The 25,809-nt window shown below is 37.7% G+C and carries 22 protein-coding genes and 1 pseudogene; 12 read left to right on the top strand and 11 right to left on the bottom strand.

The window, feature by feature from the left end; translation table 11 throughout:
* Positions 1-14: 14 nt before the first annotated feature.
* Positions 15-3,644, bottom strand: coding sequence for a DNA polymerase III subunit alpha (gene dnaE, locus ABMA78_RS11220; RefSeq protein WP_392860098.1), 3,630 nt, complete (start codon positions 3,642-3,644; stop codon positions 15-17).
* 78 nt (positions 3,645-3,722) lie between these two features.
* Positions 3,723-4,160 carry a YqaA family protein gene (locus ABMA78_RS11215; RefSeq protein ID WP_392860097.1) on the bottom strand — a complete coding sequence of 146 codons (438 nt, stop codon included), beginning with the start codon at positions 4,158-4,160 and terminating at the stop codon, positions 3,723-3,725.
* A gap of 97 nt (positions 4,161-4,257) precedes the next feature.
* Here ABMA78_RS11215 and ABMA78_RS11210 point away from each other — a divergent pair, with 97 nt between their 5' ends.
* The 9 genes from ABMA78_RS11210 to ABMA78_RS11170 all read left to right on the top strand — a co-directional run bounded on the left by ABMA78_RS11210 (position 4,258) and on the right by ABMA78_RS11170 (position 13,263).
* Positions 4,258-4,731 (top strand): CBS domain-containing protein, encoded by a 474-nt coding sequence (locus ABMA78_RS11210; RefSeq protein ID WP_392860095.1) that lies wholly within the window; start codon positions 4,258-4,260, stop codon positions 4,729-4,731.
* Between the two features lie 134 nt (positions 4,732-4,865).
* Complete coding sequence (locus ABMA78_RS11205) at positions 4,866-5,492, top strand: hypothetical protein (protein ID WP_392860094.1); 627 nt, start codon at positions 4,866-4,868, stop codon at positions 5,490-5,492.
* Positions 5,493-5,516: 24 nt separating this feature from the next.
* A complete protein-coding gene (locus tag ABMA78_RS11200) occupies positions 5,517-6,146 on the top strand; it encodes a hypothetical protein (RefSeq protein WP_392860093.1) in 630 nt (209 codons plus the stop codon).
* 17 nt (positions 6,147-6,163) lie between these two features.
* Positions 6,164-6,670: a hypothetical protein gene (locus ABMA78_RS11195; protein ID WP_392860091.1), complete on the top strand. Its 507-nt coding sequence runs from the start codon at positions 6,164-6,166 to the stop codon at positions 6,668-6,670.
* A 1-nt stretch (position 6,671) separates the two neighbouring features.
* Positions 6,672-7,535 (top strand): TIGR02147 family protein, encoded by an 864-nt coding sequence (locus tag ABMA78_RS11190; RefSeq protein WP_392860089.1) that lies wholly within the window; start codon positions 6,672-6,674, stop codon positions 7,533-7,535.
* Positions 7,532-8,608 (top strand): hypothetical protein, encoded by a 1,077-nt coding sequence (locus tag ABMA78_RS11185; protein WP_392860088.1) that lies wholly within the window; start codon positions 7,532-7,534, stop codon positions 8,606-8,608. Before ABMA78_RS11190 ends, ABMA78_RS11185 begins: the two co-directional genes overlap by 4 nt.
* Positions 8,609-8,714: 106 nt before the next feature.
* Positions 8,715-9,626, top strand: coding sequence for a hypothetical protein (locus ABMA78_RS11180; RefSeq protein ID WP_392860087.1), 912 nt, complete (start codon positions 8,715-8,717; stop codon positions 9,624-9,626).
* A gap of 384 nt (positions 9,627-10,010) precedes the next feature.
* Positions 10,011-12,785, top strand: coding sequence for a fibronectin type III domain-containing protein (locus ABMA78_RS11175; RefSeq protein WP_392860086.1), 2,775 nt, complete (start codon positions 10,011-10,013; stop codon positions 12,783-12,785).
* A gap of 130 nt (positions 12,786-12,915) precedes the next feature.
* Complete coding sequence (locus ABMA78_RS11170; protein ID WP_392860085.1) at positions 12,916-13,263, top strand: hypothetical protein; 348 nt, start codon at positions 12,916-12,918, stop codon at positions 13,261-13,263.
* 110 nt (positions 13,264-13,373) lie between these two features.
* Here the strand turns inward: ABMA78_RS11170 and ABMA78_RS11165 are convergent, their stop codons facing one another.
* The 7 genes and pseudogenes from ABMA78_RS11165 to ABMA78_RS11135 all read right to left on the bottom strand — a co-directional run bounded on the left by ABMA78_RS11165 (position 13,374) and on the right by ABMA78_RS11135 (position 20,996).
* Entirely contained in the window at positions 13,374-14,699 is a 1,326-nt protein-coding gene (locus tag ABMA78_RS11165) for a hypothetical protein (protein ID WP_392860083.1), read from the bottom strand.
* Positions 14,700-14,739: 40 nt separating this feature from the next.
* Positions 14,740-15,102 (bottom strand): hypothetical protein, encoded by a 363-nt coding sequence (locus tag ABMA78_RS11160; RefSeq protein WP_392860232.1) that lies wholly within the window; start codon positions 15,100-15,102, stop codon positions 14,740-14,742.
* A gap of 69 nt (positions 15,103-15,171) precedes the next feature.
* Positions 15,172-15,588: pseudogene (locus tag ABMA78_RS11155) on the bottom strand (signal peptidase II); the annotation flags it as partial.
* Positions 15,589-15,896: 308 nt separating this feature from the next.
* On the bottom strand, positions 15,897-17,450 hold the full coding sequence (gene guaA, locus ABMA78_RS11150; RefSeq protein ID WP_392860081.1) for a glutamine-hydrolyzing GMP synthase: 1,554 nt from the start codon (positions 17,448-17,450) through the stop codon (positions 15,897-15,899).
* 11 nt (positions 17,451-17,461) lie between these two features.
* The gene (guaB, locus tag ABMA78_RS11145) at positions 17,462-18,940 is read right to left on the bottom strand and encodes an IMP dehydrogenase (RefSeq protein ID WP_392860079.1); all 1,479 of its coding nucleotides are present in this window, start codon (positions 18,938-18,940) and stop codon (positions 17,462-17,464) included.
* A 93-nt stretch (positions 18,941-19,033) separates the two neighbouring features.
* Positions 19,034-20,311: a hypothetical protein gene (locus ABMA78_RS11140; protein WP_392860077.1), complete on the bottom strand. Its 1,278-nt coding sequence runs from the start codon at positions 20,309-20,311 to the stop codon at positions 19,034-19,036.
* The gene (locus tag ABMA78_RS11135) at positions 20,277-20,996 is read right to left on the bottom strand and encodes a tol-pal system YbgF family protein (protein ID WP_103219163.1); all 720 of its coding nucleotides are present in this window, start codon (positions 20,994-20,996) and stop codon (positions 20,277-20,279) included. The genes ABMA78_RS11140 and ABMA78_RS11135 overlap by 35 nt, the downstream gene beginning before the upstream one ends.
* A gap of 243 nt (positions 20,997-21,239) precedes the next feature.
* On the opposite strand from ABMA78_RS11135, the gene ABMA78_RS11130 reads away from it, so the two are divergent.
* Positions 21,240-23,420 carry a cytochrome c biogenesis protein CcdA gene (locus ABMA78_RS11130; RefSeq protein ID WP_392860075.1) on the top strand — a complete coding sequence of 727 codons (2,181 nt, stop codon included), beginning with the start codon at positions 21,240-21,242 and terminating at the stop codon, positions 23,418-23,420.
* Here ABMA78_RS11130 and ABMA78_RS11125 read toward each other — a convergent pair.
* Together ABMA78_RS11125 and ABMA78_RS11120 are read right to left on the bottom strand one after the other, a co-directional pair.
* Positions 23,417-24,235, bottom strand: a complete 819-nt coding sequence (locus ABMA78_RS11125; protein ID WP_392860073.1) for a flagellin — start codon at positions 24,233-24,235, stop codon at positions 23,417-23,419. The two genes, ABMA78_RS11130 and ABMA78_RS11125, sit on opposite strands and share 4 nt — an antisense overlap.
* 174 nt (positions 24,236-24,409) lie before the next feature.
* The gene (locus tag ABMA78_RS11120) at positions 24,410-24,688 is read right to left on the bottom strand and encodes an HPF/RaiA family ribosome-associated protein (RefSeq protein WP_392860072.1); all 279 of its coding nucleotides are present in this window, start codon (positions 24,686-24,688) and stop codon (positions 24,410-24,412) included.
* 206 nt (positions 24,689-24,894) lie between these two features.
* On the opposite strand from ABMA78_RS11120, the gene ABMA78_RS11115 reads away from it, so the two are divergent.
* Positions 24,895-25,413 (top strand): MotA/TolQ/ExbB proton channel family protein, encoded by a 519-nt coding sequence (locus ABMA78_RS11115; RefSeq protein ID WP_392860071.1) that lies wholly within the window; start codon positions 24,895-24,897, stop codon positions 25,411-25,413.
* Entirely contained in the window at positions 25,410-25,808 is a 399-nt protein-coding gene (locus ABMA78_RS11110; RefSeq protein WP_392860070.1) for an ExbD/TolR family protein, read from the top strand. Before ABMA78_RS11115 ends, ABMA78_RS11110 begins: the two co-directional genes overlap by 4 nt.
* The last annotated feature ends 1 nt before the right edge of the window (position 25,809 follow it).

Here is a 25,809-nt window from a genome sequence, read left to right as displayed (position 1 = left end):
TATCTTTAAGTATTTTACCCTACATCGCTGATTTTTCCATCAATAATAAACTTCACCGCATCAGCATCAAAAATCTCATTAATTTTTGCCGCCATTTGTGGTGTTGGGTTTACCAGATAGTCGCTTCCGAGCGGCATTCTCGCTCTTCCCGAATCGTGTTCAAAAATAATATGCAGTGGAACAGTTCCTCGGTGACCTAAAATCGTCTGCTTAAGACGGTTTAGACGCCCTTCATTTAAAGAAGTCATTGGAACGTTAAGACGAACAGATGATACTCTTTCTTCGGCCTGTTCTTTAAGCTTTTGAATCTTTGACGGGAAGAATTTTCGCGGTTCCTCGGCCAAATTTACCTGTCCAGTCATAATGATTGGATCATCACTTAATAGAATCTCTTCATATTGAACAAATGTTTTTGGGAAGACAATACACTCAATCTTACCTGACAAGTCCTCTAGGGTAGCAAAGCACATGCGATCCCCTTTCTTTGTCATGATTGGCTTTCTCTCAACGATCATCCCTGCAAGAACCATATCTCTTTTTGATGTTCCATCAATATCTTGAATTTGCCCAATAGGCATTGAGGCCATCTGCTCAATAACACCTTGGTAGCGATCAAGAGGGTGACCTGAAACATAAACACCAATTAACTCAGCTTCATAAAGAAGTTTCTCTCTATCATCCCAGTCGGCCGTGTGTTCAAGATCAAGTTTGTTAGCACCAGTATCTTCAGATCCTTCTGCCATATCAAAGAGATTAGTCTGTCCCATCTCTTTTTCTTTTTGGCGCTTACTTGCGTAAGCAACAACCATTTCCATATTTTCAAGCATCGTGCGACGGTTTAGCTCTTTTTCACAACCGTCGAATCCACCTACGCGAATTAATGCTTCAACTGTTCTCTTATTAACTTGTCTAAGATTTACTCGCTCACAGAAATCAATAAAGCCCACAAATGGCCCATTTTCTGTACGCTCACGTACAATCTCTTCAACTGCACCTTCACCAACACCCTTAATAGCACCCATTCCAAAACGAAGGTTTCCATCAACAACGTTAAATAACCAAAGAGATTCATTCACACATGGAGCAAGAACTTCAATATCGTGATTTCTTGCATCGTTAATAATTGTCGTGATCTTATCTGTATTAGAAAGTTCCGTACTTAATAGACCAGCGTAAAACTCTGGTGGGTAATAAGTTTTTAAGAAAGCTGTTTGATAAGCAATATATGAATAGGCAACGGCGTGAGATTTATTGAAACCGTACTCCGCAAATTTCGCCATCTGGTCATAGAGAGTTTCAGCAATCTTAAGATCGTAGTCTCTCTCTTTTGCACCATCTAAGAAGATTTGCTTATGGCGCTCCATCTCCTTAAGTTTCTTTTTCCCCATCGCCTTACGAAGCATATCCGCTTGACCAAGAGAGTATCCTGCAACCTTACGAGCGATATTCATAACCTGCTCTTGGTAGATAATGATCCCGTAAGTATCGTTTAGGATTGGCTTTAGATCTTCAAATGGATAAGTTTCTTCTTTACGCCCGTGCTTGATTTCAACGAATTCATCGTGCATTCCCGATCCCATTGGACCTGGACGATAAAGGGCGTTGATGGCCGTAATATCATCAAGTGTATCCGGAGAAATACGACGACATAAATCCTGCATCCCTGAAGACTCTAGCTGGAAAACTCCAATCGTGTCCCCTTCAGAAACAAGGTCATAAACTTTCTTATCTTCGTAATCAATAGCTTCAATATCAAAGTCTGGATCATAGTCACGCTTAATAAAGTCAGAAGCGTAATCAATTACCGTTAGAGTCTTAAGTCCAAGGAAGTCAAATTTTACAAGTCCAATTAACTCCGAAAAGTCCTTATCAAATTGAACAACCTTTTCACCCTTAGCACCTTTAAAAAGTGGACAGTAATTCACTAGAGGTTCAGAGGTAATGATAACTCCGGCCGCGTGAATACCAGCGTGACGATATAGTCCTTCAAGTCTTTTTGAAATCGTAAAGATTTGGCGAATCTTAGGATCTGTTTCAATGAGCTCCTGAAGTTTCGGTTCCATCTCAATTGCTTTATCAAGTGTAATCCCGATTTCATCAGGGATTAGTTTTGAGATCATATTGGCTTCAGCAAATGTTAAGTCGTAAACACGGGCAACGTCTTTTACAACGGCCTTGGCCTGAAGCTTACCAAAAGTAATAATCTGACCTACTTTATCTTCCCCGTACTTCTGCGTTACGTATTCAATAACTCGCTGACGTCCCGCCTGGCAGAAATCGACGTCAAAGTCAGGCATCGAAATACGTTCAGGGTTAATGAAACGCTCAAAAAGTAGATTATATGGAAGCGGGTTAATATTGGTAATCGTAAGTGCGTAGGCAACAAGAGAACCTGCTCCGGAACCACGCCCAGGACCTACAGGAATCCCGTTATCCTTTGACCACTGAATGAAGTCCGCAACGATAAGGAAGTATCCAACGAATCCCATTTGTTTAATAAGATCCATCTCATATTGCAGACGCTCATAATACCTTGGCTTCTGCTCTTCCCAATCTGGTTGGTTCACAATATTTCTAAATTGAGGCCCATCAAAGCGAGCTTGTAGACCTTCTTTAGTTACGCGGTCGAAGTACTCATCAAGAGTTTCGTCCGTATCAATTTCATAATCTGGTAAGTGATAAATTTGATTACCGTTTTCATCTTCCCAAGAAAGTTCAACATTACACTTATCTGCAATCTCAAGCGTGTTATCACAGGCATCAGGTGCATAGTGAAAAGCCGCTCTCATTTCTTCAGGTGACTTATAATAGAATTCTTGCGACGTCATACGCATACGATTTTCATCAGCGTAGGTCTTTCCTGTTTGGATACACAGGAGAACTTCCTGAGCAGTCGCATCCTCAGGTGTCATATAGTGAGAGTCATTTGTCGCAACAAGTTTAATGTCATTCTTGCGTGCAAAATCAATAACTCTTTCGTTAACAATTCTTTGCTCTGGAATCCCATTTTCTTGGATCTCTAGGTAGAAGTCGTCAGGGCCAAAAATATCTCTTAGCTTTTCAATAGCACGAATGGCCTTATCGTCTTGGCCAGTAAAGAAATTGTAGCCAACCTCTCCCTTAAGACAAGCAGTCGTACAAATTAGACCTTCCGAGTACTCGCGAAGTAGTTCGACGTCAGCACGTGGCTTATAGTAGAAACCTTCAAGATAAGCTTTTGAGAGAAGCTTACAAAGGTTTTGGTAACCTGTATTATTCTTAGCAAGTAAGATGAGGTGGTGAATTTGTCTTGAAGATTCTTCTGCATCTTGTGAGCTTACACTTGCAGACTTCTTTGCGGCACGACGATCAAAGCGAGAACCCGGAGTAAAATAAATTTCTGAACCAAGGATTGGTTTAATACCTGCATCTTTACAGCGAGTATAAAAATCAATGGCACCAAACATATTACCATGGTCAGTTTGTGCAATTGCTGGAACACCCAATTCCTTAGCTTGTGGAATTAAATCTTTTAAACGAATCGCACCATCCAGTAGTGAGTACTGTGTATGTAAGTGAAGGTGTACAAAGCTATCTGGGTGAGTTTCTTTTAGTGGTTTCGTTTCGCTAGTTTCATTAGATTCGACGTTACTATCTTGTTCCATGGAGTCCTCAAAATGTCTTAATTAATCAGTGTGTCGTGCTATTTAATTATCCCATTTTAAAGGTGTTTTGTCATATTCTTAGAGCTTATTTGCCAACCAAATTACAAAGACATAACGCAGGGCTTTGCCAATATACATTGTCACAAAAACATATTTGGGGTGACAGCGAAAATAACCCAGCGCGACAGCTAACGGATCCCCAACAATGGGAAGCCATGTCAAAATGGCCAGTCCTGGACCATAGCTTTGAATTAAATCCTGCCAGCGATTGATTTGATCTTTACTAATCTTTAGATATTTTTCACACCAGCTTAGCTTTCCCAAGTGACCGAGATAGAAACAACTAACCCCTCCCAGAAAATTTCCAAGACTAGCAGACCAAAAGATATCGGCCTTCGATAGCCCCGCCTTAACAGCTCCAAAGAGAAATGCTTCTGAACTAAAAGGAAGAATGGTTGCGGCAGCAAAGCTTATAAAAAAGAGCCCTACGATGCCATATTCATGAATAAATTCCATTACGAGCTATTATGATGATTTCTCTACATTTAATCAAAATCTTTTCAAGTTTTAACAATACAATTTGAGATAGGTTTAAACAAAAAAGGGATGCATAATGGTTAACTACACTCCACCTATCGAAAGAGATAAAGCGCCAAGACAAAGAGAAAAAGATGAACATTTCACTTCCAGCTACAATATCATTAATCGTGTCATCAAGGACCTTGCACCCTTACAAAATACAATGGATATGCAGGAAGCAGGAGAATATTTCATCAAGCATAATATTACAGGACTTCCTGTCGTCGATGAACTTAACAATATAGTAGGATTCCTCTCACAAAAAGACTGCCTCAAATACAGTCTCGATGCGAAATACTACAACCACCGTTCTTCACTCGTTGAACACTATATGAGCGAGAATGTTGTAACCATTCCTTCAAAGTCCAACCTCACCTTCATCGTTGAACTCTTTCTCCACTATCCTTTCCATGCCTTTCCTGTCGTTGATAACGAGAAAGTTATTGGAATTATTGAAAGAACGACTGTTTTTGAAGTCATTCACAATATGAAAGGAACCAACTGGTAGCCCTAGACTACATAAATCTTACTGACATCCAAACCAGCTGTTTACATTTTTGATACAGTTTGTGTACAAATGCGTTCAACTTTGACTTTTAAATCGATACAACACCCCCATTGGAAACGATCTGGGAGGATTTGATGAGAAAGTTACTAGTTTTTATTTGTACATTTTTAGCACTGACAACTAACGCCGAAGTTAGCAAGTGGTGTAAAGATACGAGTTTTATTTTAGAGAACGCAATTGTATCAGGTTTTGAAAGCGTGACTTATGAAGAGGAATTAGAAATCCTCTTATCTGCTTCACACTTTGTTCTTGAGAGCACTCCAAAAAAGAATTTCTTCTACTTTTACACAACTCTTGCAAGTGCAATTGAAGGTACTGAAATTTATGAATCGCCAGAGCATAAGGTTCTTTTTCTAAGAAGACACTTAAGAGATGCAATTGGTGATCTTAACAAATTTCACGACAGACTTTCTAGAAGACTTTGTCTTTGGTGCTACGGAAACCATAGAGAGTACGTTCAAGATATTCTTTCCAGAGGTATCACTGAAGGTGAAAGATCAAAGAATGATGAAACAGAGATTGCAGTTTTAAATCGTGTTGCAAGTCTGGCCATTGAATTGATCGAAGAAAGTACATTTTCGAGAAGTTATGAATGTGCAAAAAAGAGCTTAACTTTTGTTCTAGTCACAAATGATGTCGTGACTAAGAGAAAGAATGTTTTAAGCGCATATAGAATTATGAGAAATAATGGTTGTAACTAATAAGTTAGAACTAGGGAGAGAGAAATGAAAAAAGTATTAATCGCAGTATTTAGTACAGTCATCTTAAGTACAAATACTTACGCACTTTTTGGTAGTAAAGATAATGGCATCACGGGAATGTACAAGGGTAAAGAAAGCATTTCCTTAAACTACGATGGCGTTAAACTCCTTAACAAATGCTCATTCGATGGAAGACTTGGCTACAATGCACTTTCACTAGGTGCTGCTGGAGCAGCGTGGTCACTTGGACCAATTGGAATCATCGGAACATTCATCCTGATTCAAAGTTACAAGCAATCTGTATGCTTCAACAATAGCTATGTTCGCGAAAATATTTTCAAAGTTAGACTTGAAGCAAAAGTTGTTGAGACAAGTTCGGAAAGAATTACTCTTATGATTTCTTCACAAGACAAGAAGAAGTGTGCGGGTTTCTCAATCAAGCTAATCGGTGAGCCCGATGGTTTTGGAGGATATGATCTATTCAAAAACAAAGAATCATACTTAAAAAATGAGGTCTTTGGTACTGCAACTTATGCGCAAAAAGAATTAGATATTGCAATTTCAGAAGAGTTATCAATGCTAACAAAAGGTCGCAACGGTCACAACTGCGTATGGGATCTTAAGCACGGATTAAACGTAAACCTAAAGAAATAATACTATAAGGATAAAAAATGAAAAGATTAATAACAGTAATTACCCTACTAACACTCTCATTAAGCACTCAGGCACTTGGAAAGAAATCAATTGAAGGCGAATATAGTGGAAAGAAAAAGATCTCTTTAACTTACACTGGTTATTTTGAGATTGATTGTGGCAAGTTTCTTTGTTTTGATTACGAAGACTACTATGGAAAAAGTAAGACACTAAATATTAAGTTAGACGTTCAGATTACAAAATCAAGTACAGGCAGAATCACTGTTCTATTAAAGTCACAGGACAGAAAGAAATGTGCAGGTTTTGCAATGAGTTTCATCGGTGAAGAAGATGGCTTTGGAGGATACGACTTATATCGTAACAAAAAAGACTATTTACAAAACCTTAATATCGGAACTCTGACTTACCAAAAAGGTAAAGTGAATATTTCAATCCCTGAGAATATGACCCAAAAAACAAAAGGGACAAATAATTACACTTGTACTTGGAATTTAGATTACGGACTTGATTTAAAAGTAAAATAGATTGGATATCCAAACAACTTCCCCATATTTATCAGAAAAGCATTCCGTAGATATTTACAACTACGTGAATGCTTCTCTTTATCTAAGAGATACTTGGTTAAAAAAGAAAGAGCTTAACCCAAACTTTTCCATTAGATCTTGGGCCCAAAAGCTTGGAATAACTTCCCATTCTCAGCTCCACCAGGTTCTAAATGGAAAGCGTAACCTTCCAAGTAAGTATATTGTGACTCTTGCAAGAGACTTAAAGCTTGGCCCGCATGAAGCTGACTACTTTGAAAAGTTAGTAAAACTTCAAGCAGCTAAGTCAGAAGAAGAGAAACTATTCTATTTAAAATCAATTCAAAGAAATAATGAAACGCTAGAAGTTTATGAAGTTGACAGTTACGAGCTGATTAGAAACCCTCTTAACTTCTTTATCCTTGAATTATTTTGCTTGGTTGATACGGACCTTACGCCAATAAAGATTCAAAAGTTATTAATTCATAACTACCCTCTTACTGAGATTAGAAAAAGCGTCGAATTATTAACGAAGCTTGAAATGCTCACTCTTATCGATGGGAGCTACCGCAAGGCCCACGGGACAGTCTTTACAGCAAATGACATCCCAAATCTTGCCAAGCAAGAATATCATAAGAATATTGCAGATCTTGCAAAAGAGGCCGTTGCAAAACAAGATGTACAAGACAGAGAGTTCTCTGGCTTTACATTTGGAATTCGCGCCGAAAATCTTCCAAGAGCGAAGGAAGAATTAAGAAAATTCAGAGAGGAATTTTCTCAAAAATTTATCGAGAAGGACTTTGAAGGAAATCAATTATATCACTTAGCAATTAACTTCTTTGCTATTTCAAATAAGGTTGACCAATGAAAGTACTTTTAATTTTAGCACTATCTTTTTTGACACTTTTCACTCATGCAGGAGAACGTCCTGTTCTTCGAGAAGGTGGTTCAGGTGTTGGTAATGGTGGCGATACTGTAAGGCTTAGATTCATCAATACAGGAAATGGTATCCTTGAATATTATAAAGAAGGTTTTAAATCGATAAGTGATGTACTTGTCTCACCGCTATTTCTTAAGGCCCATTTAAATATCAAGACGATTAGTACTTCTAAAGAAATCTTAATTGATAACCTTGGAAATCCAGTCAGTGCTATTGGCGAGCCTGGGAAAATAACTTTATATGTTGGTGAAGCTATTCCAGAACTTCATTGGAATAGTATTTTTAAGAACTCTCGCCTAGCCAATATTATGGTTTTGCACGAACTACTAAGGGCCCAAGGAATTAATGATGATAATTATGTCTACTCGACAAAGGTATTAGTTAAACAAGATATCTTAAATATTGGGGACTTTAAAATGAAATGGGCCAAGCAGTCTTTCGACATCGTGGAAAACACTCAGCTGCGCTCATTTAATTCACGCTCAATTCAAGAAGAGCTAACGTATTTTAAGCAAGGAAACCTTTCCCTCGACAGATATAACACTATCGATCTTGCACCACTTATTACTCTAAACCTGAGACTATCAAAAGAGTTGTATGAACAAACGAGTGATATAAATAGATTAAAGAACCTAAGAGCAGATTATAAGCTTCTTAGAGATATCATCCCAATGGTGGACCAATTATCTTTTGCTCAAATTGAGAACAATCCGAACTATGCTTTATTAAATCGCCTAGCACTTATCCTTCTACGCGACTTCTTCTTTAAAATTAGAATGACTAATTATGAACCGACTAAAGAAAATAGTTATATCATTTCAAACTATACGAATGATCTTTTAAGTGCAATTAGCTTTGCCTCTGAAGATTGGATGATATGTACGGGAATTGAGCAAAGTCTCTCGGCCCTATCAAATAGCTCACTGGTATTTGATAGCAATGACCTTAAAATTATGACATCGGCGACGATCACCCTACTAAACGATAGTAAATGCTATTAATTTTCAATAACTTAGTATCTGTAAATATTGCAGATACTAAGCTCTTTTCTTGAACGCGACCATGACTTCTGCGAATATACGGCATAAAAGTTTATAGAGAGACAACATGGTTTTTACTCGTAAGAAAAAAACACCAAAGAATAAGGAGCAGCTTGAGTTTAACTTTGAGCTTCCTCGCGAAAATGATCGCAACTTCCACCTTGGTGGAAAATCTTTCTATTTCTTCGACTTTGACGACAATGTCGTTTTCCTTTCGACTCCAATTATCATCTTTCACAATGAGACAGGCGAAGAGAAGCTTCTTTCTTCTCACGAATTTGCTGCTCATAACAAGATCATTGGAAAAGAAGGGCCATACGCAAATTATCACATGGATTTCGATGATGAGACGGGAACTTTCAGAAATTTCCGCGATTCAGATCTTTCGCTTACTCAACGACTAACCGGAAGAAAGCAATCACTTATCACAGATATCCAGGATGCACTTGAAAGAAGTGATTCGACTTGGAAAGCTCCGAGCTGGAATCACTTCTTCCATGCAACTTATAATCAAAGACCTGTTTCTATCATTACAGCTCGTGGTCACAGAGAAGACACTATTAAGCAAGGAATTGAAGTTATTTATAACGAAGGTCACCTGCCTAATATGCCAAACTTCCACACTGTTTACGCCGTTTCAAACCCTGAGACACGTGTACGCCTTGGTGGCCGTGATGAAGACTATAATGTACCAGAGCTTAAGTACAAGGCAATTATCGAGTCTGTTGAGCTGGCCATCCAAAAGTATGGTTACTCTGATTATCATCGTTTTGGTATGAGCGATGATGACGCTGGTAATATTGATCTAATCACTGATGCCATGAAAGAGCTAAAGGCAAAGTTTCCACGTATGTCTTTCTTTGTTATTCAAACTTACGATAATGGATTTGAGAAACGAGAAGTTCTTGAAAACTCAGTCGAAACAATCTTTTCTAAGCACGAGTCACGCCTTGACCAGCTTAACCTTTTTGCACAGTAGTTTTAAAAAAACTGAACACTACCTAGGCAATTATCAAAAAAGTATTTTCAATTATTAAAATCTAGTAAGATTTCACCATGGAAAAGAAATTTATCAAACAAGTCATGGCAACATTCTTCATCTTCTTATTCTCGGCCTTAATGTCCAATGCATTTAGCAAGGATCTTTTGAAGCTCATTCAGTAACTGAACTTCTGACAACTAAACTTGTCGAAAGTAAAAACCAAGTATGAGTATCAACTATCTTTCAAAGAAATTTATTTTCTCATTTTAAGCAAGTGAATATTTATTATTTACAATGGTTTAGCACGAGTTTCTAAAGAAACTGACTTTTGTCAGTTATTTTATTTATAAATATTTATTATCTTTATCCGATAATGCAAACATGTTCAAAATAAAACAGTTTGTAATATTAATAACTTCCGTCGCTTTCCTCTTAATAACATTAACATCATGTTCCGCAGGAGCTGATGAGGAAACCCTAAAGAAAGTAAGTATTGGCAATGAGCAGACTCCTCCGGGAGAACTCTATATTGATAATATTACGATCTTAACACCTGGTTACTACACACTTGGAGAGACGATTTCTATCTCGGTTAACTTTAACAAGACCGCAACAGTCATTAGTGGCACTCCCCGACTCGAATTAGAAATTGGTGCCACAACTGTTTTTGCAGACTATGTCTCAGGAAGTGGAACTGATGAATTTACTTTTGAATATATCGTGGCCGCAACAGATAATGATAGTGATGGCATTTCTACGATCTCTCCTTTGGATGTTTCAAGTGCGACGATTGAAGACGATCAAGCAAATGCATTAACAGATACTTTTACAAATAAGAGCTTCCCTTCTGTTTTTGTGGACACCCAAGCACCAAGCTTTTCTTCTATGACACTTCCAGCTGATGGCAGCTATATCATTGATGATATCTTAAACTTTGCTGTAACCTTTGATGAAAGTGTTGTGGTAACAGGAAGTCCAAGAATTGAACTACAACTAGATAGTGGTAATGTCTTTCTTGATTACAAAAGTGGTTCTGGAACAAACACACTTAACTTTGAATATACAATCACAAGTGCTGATAATGACCCAACAGATGGAGTGCTTCTCTCATCTGCAATTGAACTTAATAGTGGAACTATTAAAGACGGCGCTGGCCATGATGCAAGCTTGGCCATAACTCCTGGTGATACAAGTGGAATCAAAGTAACAAATGATATTCCACATACCATAAGCTTTTCCATCAATAGCGGAGAAAGTGCTACAAATCAAACAAGTGCAACTTTAAGTATTACAGCATCAAATGCGAACGAAATGTATATTACAACAGATGCGAGTTGCTCGACGGGAGGAAGCTGGCAAGCCTATGCAACATCTCTTCCTTGGACTCTTTCTTCATTAAATAGCGTCAACAATGTCTATATTAAGTTTAGAACTGTAACGCTTTATGAGTCAGACTGCCTTAGTGACGACATCATTCACGATGATATCGCTCCAACGCCACCTACGATAAGCCTAAATACAGATGCAACAACAAGCGCCTCAGATTCATTTTCACTAGCAAGTGCTGACGGAACAGGAAGCTCAATTGCAGGTTATGAAGTGGCAATTTCAACATCTCCAGCAGATGCAGATATTTTGCCTGGAGCAAGTTATACACCCTTTATGTCTGCTTCATATCAATACACTGGTGTCACACTAACTGAAGGAGAACAATACTATCTCATCTTAAAAACAATTGACTCTGCAGGAAATGAAACAATCACCTCATCTTCTTCATGGTACGTCTTAGCACCACCAAATAAGATTAATAACCTTTCTCTAGTAGAGAGAACCACTGATTCAATTAAAATTGCTTGGACAACTCCAGATCCTAATGGGCCAGCAATTAGCGCGTATCAAATCGATTACAAAGAAGGAGTCGGAAATTGGCAAACAATCACGGCCACTCATACCCTAACAGACTTTACGCACACGGGACTTACACCAGACACAGAGTATAGCTACCGAGTCTATGCAACTAATGGTGCCTACAATTCTGAATCATCGAATATTCTAATTTCAGAAACGCTTCCGGATATTCCAATATTTCAATCCAATTATATGGCCGTCAATGTAGGAGGCGCGACTTCTTGTCGTCTCGTTTCCCTTGAAGATGGAAACTCTTTTGAACACAACGGAACACCTATCGCTGGAACTTTTAACAAGACAGACACTCATAGTTTCACTTGCGCTCAATTTGATACTATTGAGGCAACTGGGAAATTCTTTGTTGCAGGAAGAAGAAGTGACAGCAATAGCACTTCCGCAAGTAAGAATGCGAATATCGTTTGGAACCCAACAAGTTGGGTGGGAAAAAGCTTTCTCTTTAATCATACAAGACAAAGTGTCAGCAATATTTCAATTTATGCCTACACTGATTCTGAGATTGAAATCACAAGAAATGGTGCTGTCGTTACTTCTGCGAGCTTAGTAGCAGGAACTTCAACAACACTAACTGTTTCAACTTATGCTTCTTATGAACTCAACTCAACGGGATATATATTGGCCTACATGATGGCAGGAACTGGTACTGATCACGTGGACCCAAAACCTCTTCTCCCAACGGCCACTGATATTATTGGCTTTCCTTCAACAACTGGAAATATCACAACAGCGGCAAGTAGCAATAGTGTGACAATTTACAACTCAGAGTCCATAACTCAAACTGCAACACTTACGGCCGGTACAACTTATGCACACACAGTAAGTGGAAATCGAAACCTCTATGACACACAAGCAACACGTATTATTTCAGACGTATCCATTCCAATGATTGGAAATTCAACAGCTGACTCAAACGGATACTGTGCAGCACCATTTGTACCAACAGCATTAATGAAGAACTCATTTGGAATTAATACCAATGCTGACTTTGTGGCCTTCACTTCCCTCTCTCCAGCTGTTATCACGGTGACAGATGGAAGTGATGGATCGAGCTCGACCATTACCCTAACAAGAACAACTGACGAGGATGACGTGCCTTACCGAGCCTATCTAAGCACTAATATTGCCTCTGGCTCAGTATTTGAGTCCCCTGACAAATTTCAGGCCTGGTATCAACCTAATAATAATAGTGCAAGTGGTGACGAAGATGAGACCGTATTATTTGGTTGGTAACAACGTGCAAAAAACAAAGAAAGAAAGTGATAAAAATCTAACACTTTCTAACTATTAAGCTTCATCTTTTGCTTTGATGTTTCTTTTTCACTAGAATTCCTTATCTCACAAATCAGGGTAAGGAGTTCAAATGAAAAAGATCGCAAAAATTACGTTAACATTACTTTTAGCATCTTCGGCCTTATCTATGGATTGTATCGGTTCTAAGAGATACTTAGATGACAGAGGACAATCTCAACTTAAAGAAGTGAAATTAGAAAGAGCATTTGATTATACAGATGCAAAGATTCACGCAGATATCGACGAAGCATACTTCGTTTTCACAAAGTACGACGAAGAACAATTTGTCGCTAAAATCACATTTGGTCCCGACTACACTCAAGGGATCGTCTCAACAGCAACATTTGACCAAAACAGCCGCTTTGAGCTAGTTAGCGTTGATGGTGCAACTGTTTATAAGCTGGTTTGTACTAAGTAAGGTACGCGCCACCTTTTCGAGATTTAAATAAGTTAGCGAATCATACAAGGCACTAAGTGGAGGTTTCTTCTGCTATGAAAAGAAACCTCGCACTCGAATTATTTAAGAAATTACATTCTTGGGGCCGAAGCAGGGAAGTCCTTTGTCGAGTCAGTTGAAAACTGAATGTCAAAGGCAACACAGTCGTTAGGCCAAACTGCACCCATAGGACAGTAGCCATTTGTCACGGCATCACTTTGGCTATAGCCTTGATTAAGGTAGTATTGGCATGACCAATCCCATTGAACATCAAGAATATCAACGATCATTGGCCCATATGTTGACGGTAGTGTTGAGCCAGAAAATTCCTTAACTTTTGAAACTTCTCCGTTTGCAATATCACCAAAAGTTACAGTTCTTGTTAAGTTACAAGATTGTCCTTCCGCTCGAATACAAAGCTTAATTTTTAGCTTCTTATACTGTTGTGGATTGTAATGACATTTAACGCCGTTGTCGTCATAAGTTCCTTGAGAAGGAGCTGTTCTTGGACGAACGCGAATATTAAAACGAGAATCAGTATAAAGCATAGCTTGATCGGTTCCTAGAGATGTTGTGGACCATCTTACATTGGAGCCTGAAGAAACACGTGAATTTCCGTGTAGGATAATGCTTCCGACAGTGTAGAAATTTTGAGTTTGGCCACCATCGGCATCCCCCTCTTCGTTACCATCACCGTAGCCATCACCTGGATCAGTTTGTTCAATATCGCTATCATCTCCACTGCCTCCACTACCGTCACCCCAGTCCCAGCCACCATCGCCTGTTCCTGTGTTACCGTTGTTCTCCCAACCGTGACTTGAATCAGAATAAGTAACTAGAATCTCTTTTTCATTATTTTCAAAATCAACATAATGAATTACAACCTCACGACCCATATCAAGATCTGAAGGTTTATAAAAAAGTTGATTATTAATCATCTCAATTCTACCTTCACCACTAATAATACTATAATTAACAGGAAGATTACCGCATGCATAAGGAAGATGAAAACTCTCTAAACTAGTAAAATTCACTTCAAAATTACTATTAGTTACTTGATACTTAAGATATTCATTTGGGCATGGAACACTAGCGGAGAACATACTATCGGCTATAATTTTTATGCCATTATTTTTAGTCACAACAACTTCATGAAGCTTGTTCATCAATAAAGATTCTTCGGGAAAGTCACAATAAAATCGATCATCTCCTTCTGGTAAAAAATTTGAACACTCATATCCAGAAATAGAGACTTGGTCACCTCTGTTAACAATGCCTTTCTTTAAGTTACAAAAAAGTCGAAAATTTCCATCTATAAAGCGACATTTGTTCTCAATACTTTTAAATGTATTACCAGTCTCAGTTCCAGGATCTGTCGCATTAGTGCTATTGCTCCCGGTACAATTGTTATAGCTCAAGAACAAACCAATAATAGTAAGAGAAATTAATAAGGGCTTTCTATCTCTTTTTAGCTTTTGACAATAAAGATTCAATCCTTCTTGCATAATTTTCAATCTCTTTAAATTCATCATTATCCCTCAATTTGAACTCTTTTTCATTAAAGTCTTCATATTTTTTCAAAAGCCTATTGATACTATAAACTGGTCCGACAAAGGTATTTATAGTCAGTAGACAAATATAAGTTGTTACAATATTAAAAATTAATAAAACGATTACTATTCCTAAAACAAATGTAGTGATGAACTCATTAAGATTGAAATAATTAAAAAATGAAATCGCATAAATGATAAACAATAAAGAAATAGAGACATTGATAACTAGCATTTTAGATAAAATTTTTCTTGTTTCTTTAAACTTCAATAAGTGATTCTTTCGCTTATTTAAAACATACCAAATTTCATCCTTATATATGTTAATGTAGAATAGTAAACCGAACGTGCAAATAGTTATATAGATATCTGCAATATTAAAATAGAAATCTCCAACTAGATTAATAAAGTCTCTGACATATCCAAAGATAACTAAATCAAACACGTTACTTAAGATTGAACCAAAGAGACCCCAGATATAGAATAGAAACGTAACTTTATGTCGTTGTATTCTACTGGTTATAAAAGAGCATATTAAAAACAAGATAACCACTAGACAAGAAAATATAGTGACTCTAAATGGCCGAGGAATTGAAAAGTCTAGGCCTCCAAAAAAGTTATAATTAATAACTGTTCTAAAAGAAGATGCATCTTTAGCTACGATAAACTTTGTAAATTGATCAAATAATAAAATATGTAAGACAATTAGTGTTACATATAGATAAGTATATTTAGGAGTGTATTTCGTCTTAAACATGAACAGCTTATCGGAATCAGTGACTGTCTATTGAAAGATATCAGTATATTCATAATAAATGAATAAACGGTGAATAAGATATTTAAATTACAAAGTGATTCATATGATAGTTTCTATAAAGATTATCAAGGATCTAGTAATTTTAACATTATAGCAGGTTTGAGGGGGCTTTATTGCGAAGGCTTTCCCATTGCGCCTGAGGCAACAAAGCCGACATAAACGTCGGCTTGTTGAATAAGTATTGAAATTCAAGACAGGGGCGCTGTAGATGCGTCCAATAGTTTGCCATCAGGCAAACAATGACGCATCTACTCCCATTCAATGGTACCAGGAGGTTTCGACGTGATGTCATAAACCACACGAGTGATGCCCTTAACCTCATTAGTGATGCGATTTGAAACACGAGATAAGAAAGCGTGTGGCATATCAGTCCACGTCGCAGTCATCCCATCACTTGAGTTAACCATACGAAGACAAATAACTTCTTCATATGCACGGCCATCACCTTTTACCCCAACTGTTTTTACTGGAAGTAAAACAGTTAGTGCCTGCCAAGTTGATTCGTAAAGATTATTCTTATGTAGCTCTTCAAAAAGGATTTGATCACTTTGCTGAACCTGAGCGATGCGAGTTTCAGTAAGTTCACCTAGAACGCGAATACCAATTCCTGGCCCAGGAAATGGATGGCGATGAACCCAACCATGCTCAAGTCCTAACTCCTCACCCATCTTTCTAACTTCATCTTTAAAAAGATAGCGAAGTGGTTCAAGAAGTTTGAGATTCATTCTCTCAGGTAGCCCACCAACATTGTGGTGAGATTTAATTGTTACTGACTTTCCATCTTCTTCATGTGGAGAAATTGATTCAATAACGTCTGGGTATAAAGTACCTTGAAGAAGGTATTCAAAATTAATTCCGTGGTTTTCTTGGTATTCTTTTACTTTCATCTCAAAGATATCAATAAAAGTTTTACCAATAGCCTTACGCTTATCTTCAGGATCAGACTTACCTTCCAAGTTTGCCATAAACTCGGCCTTGACATCGATCACTTCAATATTAAGTTGAGTTTTTTCTTTTAGCGTTTCAATATGCTGGTAATCTTGTGGACGAAGAAGTCCATGATCAACGAAGAAGCAGTAAAGATTATCTCCGATTACTTCATGTGAAAGTTGTGCTGCGACAAGAGAGTCAACACCACCAGAGAAAGCGCATAGAACTTTTGATTTTTCAATTCCACGTACGAGCTCTTTAGCTTCTTCAAGCATCTCTGTTGCATCCCAATCTTTTTCAAGCTTGGCGATATCTTTAAAGAAGTGATTTAGGATATCCTTCCCGTGTTCGCTATGTTCAACTTCTGGGTGAAATTGTAGTCCCATCATTGGGCGCGTCGTATGCTCAATCGCCGAAACAAGTCCATTTGCTGATTCCATCACAAGGTTGAAATTTTCAGGTAGTTTTGAAATATGATCAGAGTGAGACATCCAAACATTAACTTCTTCTGGAACACCATCCATTTTAAATCCATTAATTAAATGAATCTTCGCATGGCCATACTCACCGATTGTTCCCTTCTCAACGACACCACCAAAGTATTTACCCATAAGCTGCATACCGTAGCAGACACCTAGGATTGGGAGATTTTCATCTTCAAAGACAAAGTCATAATTTGTTTCATCTTCAAAAACAGATTGAGGGCCACCTGAAAGAACAAGAGCATTTGGCTTCTTGCCTTCACTGAAAAGTTCACGGGCCTTTTTCACAGTGATGATCTCACTTGAGTAACCTAGCTCACGTGATTTTCTTGTAATTAGTTGTGTGTACTGTGAACCAAAGTCCACGATCCAAATTTGTCTTGCACTCATATTTTTATTTCCTATTTTTCAATTTGATAATTTGGCGCTTCTTTCGTAATCATAATGTCATGTGGATGACTTTCTTTAAGAGACGCTGCCGTGATTTTCACAAACTGTGCCTTCTCTTGCATTTCAACAATTGTTGAAGCTCCAACGTAGCCCATACCACTTCTAATCCCACCATTTAATTGATAGATATTTGAAGCGAGACTTCCTCTATATGGCACCTGCCCTTCAATTCCTTCTGGAACAAGTTTTTGATCATCAACATCACCTTGGCCATAACGATCTTTTGAACCAAGCTTCATTGCTCCAAGAGAGCCCATACCACGGTAAACCTTATAAGTACGACCTTGATAAAGAACCATCTCACCAGGCGTTTCATCACAACCAGCAAACATAGAACCTAACATGACACAACTTGCACCAGCGGCAAGAGCTTTTACGATATCACCTGAGTATTTGATCCCACCGTCTGCAATGAATGGAATCCCCGCTTTTAAACAAACATCAGCACAATCCATAACGGCAGAAAGTTGAGGAACACCAATCCCTGCAACAACACGAGTTGTACAAATTGAACCAGGCCCAATTCCTACTTTTACGCCATCAACTCCAGCATCAATAAGTGCTAAGCAAGCTTCAGGTGTAGCAATATTTCCTGCGATAATATCAACACTTTGATCTTTAGGGATTAGACCACGAACAGTTTTCACCATTCCAATTACACCTTTTGAGTGGCCATGAGCTGTATCAATAATAATACAGTCAACGCCTGCTGCAATAAGGTGCTTCGCACGCCCAACTTCCTTGTCGCCAACTCCAATGGCCGCTGCAACTCTTAGTCGCCCAAGAGCATCTTTATTTGAATTTGGAAAATTAATACGTTTTAGAATATCTTTAATTGTAATTAGACCCTTAAGCTTTCCGTTCTTACAAACAATTGGAAGCTTTTCAATTCTGTTCTTATGAAGAATTTTTTGGGCCTCATCTAATTCAATTCCCTCAAGAGCAAAAACCAGCTTCTCTTTAGGTGTCATGATATCTTTCACTTTCTGATTTAAGTTTTGTTCAAAACGAATATCACGACTTGTAAGAATACCAACAAGGTAGTTCTCTGAATCAACAACTAAAACACCAGTGATCTTATTCTTACTGGTAAGTCTAATAACTTCTTCCAATTGCATTTCAGGATTTACTGTAATTGGATTGAGAACGACACCTGATTCAAACTTCTTCACCTTCTCAACTTCCCAGGCTTGATCTTCTGGTGTCATATTCTTATGAATAACACCGATACCACCTTGTTGGGCCATAACGATTGCCGTCTTGGATTCTGTTACTGTATCCATAGCAGCTGAGACGATTGGAATATTTAAAGCAATATTACGTGAAAATTTTGTTTTTAGTGAAACATCTCCTGGCAAAACTTCTGAATAGCCTGGTTTAATTAAGACATCATCATAAGTGAGGGCCTGAGGAATTTGTGAAATAGACATACGACTGATCCCATCTAAATAGTTAAAATATAAGCAAAATAATTGCTTATATTTTAACTGAGATCATTTTTTTATCATACCGGGATTTTTTTCTTAGTAGGCTTCTTTATAATCCTGACTATAACTCTCAAGATCATTTATTAGGCTGTTTACAGCATCACTGTGCTTTTGTTGACTTAAATACTCTCTTCTTAGTGAAGTCTCGAATACATCATTCTTAACCTCTTCATCAACAGGAGATGGAACCGATGCTGGATTACGTAATGATTGAGGTTTCTCTGGTCTAAACTTACGTTCAGGACGTACTCCTTCTTGAGGAGCTTCCCTCTCATACTCACGCTCTTTTTGCATTTGAGCAGGGGCCTTCTCTTGTGAAGCAGGAACCCTAGAGTTAGGGCCATAAACATTAACTTCGACATCAGATTTTGTTTTATAGTCTGGCTTAAATTTCTTTACGACTTTCTTCTTAGGAGCTTCTTTTGCCATCTCCTTAAGTTTTTCTTCATAGAATTGTTCAAGACGAGTTGCTCTCGCCCCACCTTCAACTCCAACAGAAGCAATATCACGACGAGTTTTTACTGTATGAGATTGTCTAACAACAATTTCACCAGGTTTATTTGAAACTCTCATATCTTCTCTAAGAGTAACTGAAGCTGTCGATCTTTTAGGAGTCTTATTATAAAGCTCTTGTGAGATCTTGTTATCCTTATGTATTGGTGCCCTTGCAACTAGAGTGCGTTCATTCATCGGCTTAACCGCAGGAAATAAAGACGTCACCGCTTCATATGCACTTGAAGAAATAGGTGTTGGAACTCTTGGCGCTCCATTTTCATAATCTTCTTTAACAAAAGAGAAACGGCCTGGGCCAACTTGCTCTTTCATAAATTCGTAAACATTATTATTAATTGTATGAGTTCCTGTAATACTTAGAATTTGTGTCTTTCCATTTTCTGGATCATAAGAAGCAATATACTCTCCACTATCATAAGAGATTGTTGCATTTACTGTTTGAAGCTGAAATTTATCATCTGTTTCTTCAATTGACTTAACCCAAACATATCCAGATTTAAGCTCAACAATTTTATTAAGCATTGAAATATAACTTGAACCTGAAACATGATATTCGTGATCAAAGTAGTCTCTAAAAACAAGTTCAGCACCTACCTCAGTAAAAATATCATCAAAGTCATAGATGAAGCTACCTGCATCCAATTTCTTAGTTTGTTGATTACTAGTAACAAAAACATTTCCCTGCACTCTCGCAACGACGGCCCTTGGTGTTTTTGCCGCTTCGGCACCAAGAGCGAGACTTGAAATAAATGCTAAGATTAGAAAACTAGTTCTTTTTATATTTCTGTACGATTTTCTCATAGTGCCCACTTAGGATATTCCATTCAGGAGTGTTTCTATATTTCTTTCTGAATTCTTCTACTACTGCGAAGAATTCGTCTTTACGATTTTGCTTTAAATAACTCATACCTAGCCATAGCTTTGCACCTAGGTAGTATTTTGAAGTAGGATACTTCTTCGTTAAATACGTGAAGTACTTCTCACTCCAATCATAGTGCTTTCCAGACTCATAGCTTGCAACACCGGCCTGAAATAGGAAGTCAGCATCAAGCTCTTTTGAATTTGGGAAGTTCTTTGTATATGCATTGAAGAATTGCGCACTCTTTTCATAATTCTTTGAATCAAATTCTTTTTGTGCAATTGAGACCATTTCCTTAGCGTCCCACTTGTACACGTCATATTTAACGAGATCATTACTGTCCACTCGAGCAACGCTTGCAATTGTTCTCTTTGTATAACTCTCCTTCTTAGGAGCCTTATCTTTCAGTTGTGTTTCGAGATAGTAATTCTTGCTTTCAAGAGTTTTGATTTTGTAATTAGCTTGCATAAGCTTATTATTCATCTCTTGATTCTCTTTTGATAAAACTAGAATCTTGTCCTCTAACTCGTTAATGGCCTGGGCGCGTTTTTCAAAATGCTCCACATAGCTACACGATGTTAGCGACATCAATGCAAGTCCAAAGAATAAAGAATTAACGGTTTTCACTTTTTTTTCCTCGTTATTAGTACCTCTTCGCTCATCTTTTCGGATAATGGACTAAAATATTTAGCAAAATTTGCAACTACGTATTTTCAAGGATTTACCAATGTGAATGTTAAGATTTTTTCACAATGTTAAGGAAACAGCTTTTATCGTCAAATCTTTGTCAATTCCTAGATTTAGCGTCATGCTTTAGCGTATAATACCGCTAAGGTATGAAATTAATTAAGAAATTTTAAGGAAAAAATAATGTACAGAATCCTACTGGCCCTTGCCATCACCCTCTTTGCCTACGCCGATAAAACAGATTACTCAGACCTACTCAAGGCCCAGGTAACAACAATTGAAAAGGACAGTAATAAGTACTTAACAATCAACTTAAGAAATAAAGATGGTTGGCATACGTACTGGCAAAACCCAGGTGATTCAGGACTAGCAACTGAAGTTGAGTTTAAACAAGGTGGCGATAAGATCGTGCTTGATTTAGTTGAATGGCCAACACCTCATAAATTTATTGAGAAAGGTGATATTCAAACCTTTGGTCATAAAGGAGACTATACTTACTTTTATTATTTAGGAAATTCATTTGATAACGCAAAGAATTTTGAAGTCCATTTAAAGTATTTAATTTGCCACGATATTTGTATCCCACAGGAAAAGATTATTAAGGGTGACTTTGACGGCGGGATCTTTAAGTCGAAAGATAATCAGATTCAGGTAGCAAATTCAGAAATGGAAAAAAGATTTAATAATCTTCCAACACTAAGAGAAACTCCGACATACCTAAACCTTCAACTAACAAAGTATGAAGGAGGACTAGCTCTCGTCTACAATATTACAGGAGACAATCAAAAGCTTAGTGCCGGACAAAATGTCTTAACACCTTATACGACAAATCCTATTAGTTTTAAAAGAGAAGCTCTTTATAAAGACACAAAAGGAAATCACTATGGCCTCTATCAACTAGATTGGGATGGTGAATACCTAGAACCTGAGTACCCTTTACCGGCCGATGGACGTTTTGTTGAACCTCTGGCCTTTAAATTTGTTTTTAATGACCCTGTTATTGGTGAGACATACCGAGTTGATTTCGATATTAATTCATTTGGCACAAACGAAGAATCTTTCAAAACATTCTATTCGCGTCTGACTAAAGTTAATAATGACAAAGCTGTTCAAGACGTAAAGATTGTCAGTAACGAGGAAGGCTCTTCTTCCCTACCTTACTTTTTACTAATGGCATTTATTGGTGGTTTGATCTTAAATATTATGCCTTGTGTACTACCTGTTATTTCTTTAAAACTATTTGGGCTTATAAAGCATTCAAATGAAAGCCGTTCAAAAATATTAAAACATAACCTATTCTACTCACTAGGTGTTCTCGCAACATTTGCGGCACTTGCTCTTACCGTTGTAGGGCTTAAGTCATCTGGAGAACAAATTGGTTGGGGCTTCCAACTTCAATCACCGATGTTTGTTGCCATCATGGTTTTTGTCATTTTCACAATGGCACTTAATCTCTTTGGGTTATTCGAATTTAAAACTCCAGGGGGAACAAAACTTGGAAATGTTGAAGTTAGGAATACTTTCTACGGAGACTTTATTAGTGGTGTCCTAGCAACAATTCTTTCAACTCCGTGCTCAGCTCCATTTCTTGGAACAGCACTGACTTTTGCTTTTTCAGAGTCTAGCACAAATATCGTAATGATCTTCTTAGCAATTGGACTCGGTTTAAGTGCTCCATTTATCCTAACAGGTATCTTTCCGGCACTTATTCGCTTTCTGCCAAGACCAGGAATGTGGATGGATCATGTTAAGAAGCTTTTAGGGCTAACTCTTATTCTTACAGTTGTTTGGCTACTTGATGTCTACTCAGCACTTGTAGGCTCTCCTGTTGCTATGATGTACATTAATTCGGCCCTTGTTTTTACTTTCTTCCTTTTCTATATGAGAAAACATATGACGAAGAAAGTAATCACAACGTTACTTATCATCGTGCCTGTTTTCTACTTAGGTTACTCAGCGATTACAACACCTCTAAATACTGGTGGAAATGGAAACTCTCTTATTGAAGATAAGAAGAGAGAAGGCCTTAATTGGACAAAGTGGACACAAGAAGAAATGAATAAGCGCATTGATCAGAAGAAGCTTACGTTTATCGACTTTACTGCCCGTTGGTGTATCACTTGTAAGGTAAATGAAAAGCTTGTCATCAATACTGATTCATTCAAAGATATGGTTGCTGAAAATCAAGTCGACCTTCTACTTGGTGACTGGACACGTAAAGATGAGGCCATTGGAAAGTGGCTAGAGTCGCAAGGAATGGTTGGAGTTCCGGCCTATTTTGTTATCAATGAAAATGGTGAATTAATTAAACTTGGTGAAACCATTACACTTGGAAAAGTAAAGAAAGCCCTAGGTGTTAACTAACCAATAAGCTTTGCAATTGCTCCTGGCGCAGTGTTTGCTTGCGCTAGGAATGCTGTTGCAGACTCCATCTTAATCGAATCCAGGGCCTTTGCCGCTGTCGCCTTAGCAATATCTGTATCTTCTATTTTTGATCTTGCCGCTTCTGAATTTTCATAATTGTGTTGTAGATTAACTGTCGTACTCTCTACCCTCTTCATTGTTGAACCTACTTTGGCACGAGAGTGAGAGATCTTATCAATTAAAGCATCGGCCGCTCCCATCGCTGACCTTGCCCCTTCTTTTGTAAGAACATTTTGACTGAGTAATTTGCGATTAGAAGTCATGACATCACTGATATTATATTTAATACGATCATTTTTTTCAGAGTTACGAATTCCAATTTGCATCTCTAAATCACGGCCACCATTTAAAAGCTTTGTTCCATTGTATTCTGCATTTTCTTGAATACGAATGATTTCACGAGCAAGCTGTTTAAATTCACGATTTGTATTAATGCGGTCACTGTCATTATAGGTATCAGTGGCCATTTGAATTGAAAGCTCTTTTAGGCGAATTGCGATATCTTGCATACTCCCCATCGTTGCATCTGCAACTTCAAGCATTGAAAAGCTATCATTTGAATTTCGCTGGGCCTGGAGATTGGAACGGTTTTGGGCCGTCATCTTAAGAGATATCGCTGCACCGGCCGGATCAATTGCGGCCTGATAAATGCGCTTTGCACCTGCTAGTTTGCGAACCTCACTCGTTTGGTGATCGTTCACTTCACTTAGCATCCTTTGCGCCAGCTGTGATGTGACATTAGTCCCTACTCTCATCCCTGAAGACTATCCTTTAAATTTTGAGATCCCTTTCCACCATGAAAGAGTCTACTACTTAAAATTTATCGGAAAAAAATGCCCAAAGTTTATACGTCTGAGTAAAAAACTTTGGGCACATGTTTAGTTTGAATTGAGAGTTAAATTAACCTAGTACTTTAGTATCTTATTTAACTAGCTTGCAATTTTTTGGTCGCGATACCAGTTTTTAAAAGCAACTAAGACATCAGAAGCTGCTTGGTATACATTATCTCCTTTGGCCTTTTTGTGGAACTGATGCTTGTGACCGTTCACATTGGCCGAGAATACATATTCTGGACCTTTCTTATCGGCCACGAACTGAATATGACCCACATTCCTAAAGTCGTTTGAAATTCCCTTTAACTTTTTAGCTACATAATTCTCAAAAGCAGCTGAGTGATCAACGTTATGAAAGCTTAGTTCGTAGTTCATAGGACCTCCAATTTTTTCCTGTGTTCCTCTATGGATATATAATATCAGGCCAGCACAATTAATTATCTGAGCTATGTTAGATTTCTGTAAAATTCTCTAAAAGTAATAAATTGTTTGAATTGAGCATATCTGATCAAAATATTTTAGTGTTCTCATGGCCCCATTTTTATAATAAAATTAATATGTTTTATAATAAAGGAGACGCAATGCGCTTATATGAATACATCCAACAGGGTGGTCTAATTATGTATATTCTACTATTTATCAATGTAGTGGGATGGGCAATCATGTTATCAAAAGCTTATTTTCTTTCAGTAGAGATGAAAATGACGGCACAGACATCAAATGATATTCAAAAGAAAATCAAAGATAATGGTGAGCACATGGATACTTCATCAACTATCGAGATTGCAAAGCAATATCTGGCCGGACATATTATGAATGTTGAAAAAGGTCTAAACACAGTTAAGATTATTGCTACGATTTCACCTCTTCTTGGACTTCTTGGAACAGTTGTTGGTGTACTTACGGCCTTCCATGTAATGTCTGAAACGGGACTTTCAAATCCAGCATCATTTGCTCAAGGTATTTCAATGGCACTTATTACAACTGTTGGTGGAATGATCGTTGCAATCCCTCACTTTGTTGGTCACAACTACCTACTGGGTTCAGTAGATAAACTAGAGACAAAGCTTGAAAAAGAAATTATGGAAAAAGTTCTATGAGTTCTCGCACAAAAAGAACAAGACAAGAAGCAAATGCTGACATCACCCCATTAATTGACGTCGTCTTTCTACTTTTAATTTTCTTTATGACTTCGACTGTATTTAAGAAGTCTGAGCTTGCACTTCTATTAAATCTACCAAAAACAGAATCAGGAGAACAAGCATCTGCAGATTCTAAAGTATTAACAATTGAATTATCTAAAGAAGAAGTTGCCATCGCTGGTAAGAAGTACACTGTCGATCAGCTTGATACAGAACTTGCGGCCATTAAAGATAAGAATAAGCCGATTGATCTTAGAGTTGATCAGGAAGTTCAATACTCGAGGCTAGTGCGTATTTTAGATGTTCTAAAGAAATACAGCTTAACTAACCTCTCATTAATTACTGAAAAGTAGA

Source organism: Halobacteriovorax sp. RZ-2 (assembly GCF_043196685.1).
Lineage (GTDB): Bacteria > Bdellovibrionota > Bacteriovoracia > Bacteriovoracales > Bacteriovoracaceae > Halobacteriovorax_A.
The sequence above is the reverse complement of the archived record's forward strand: the minus strand, read 5'-3'. Positions and strand labels throughout refer to the sequence as shown.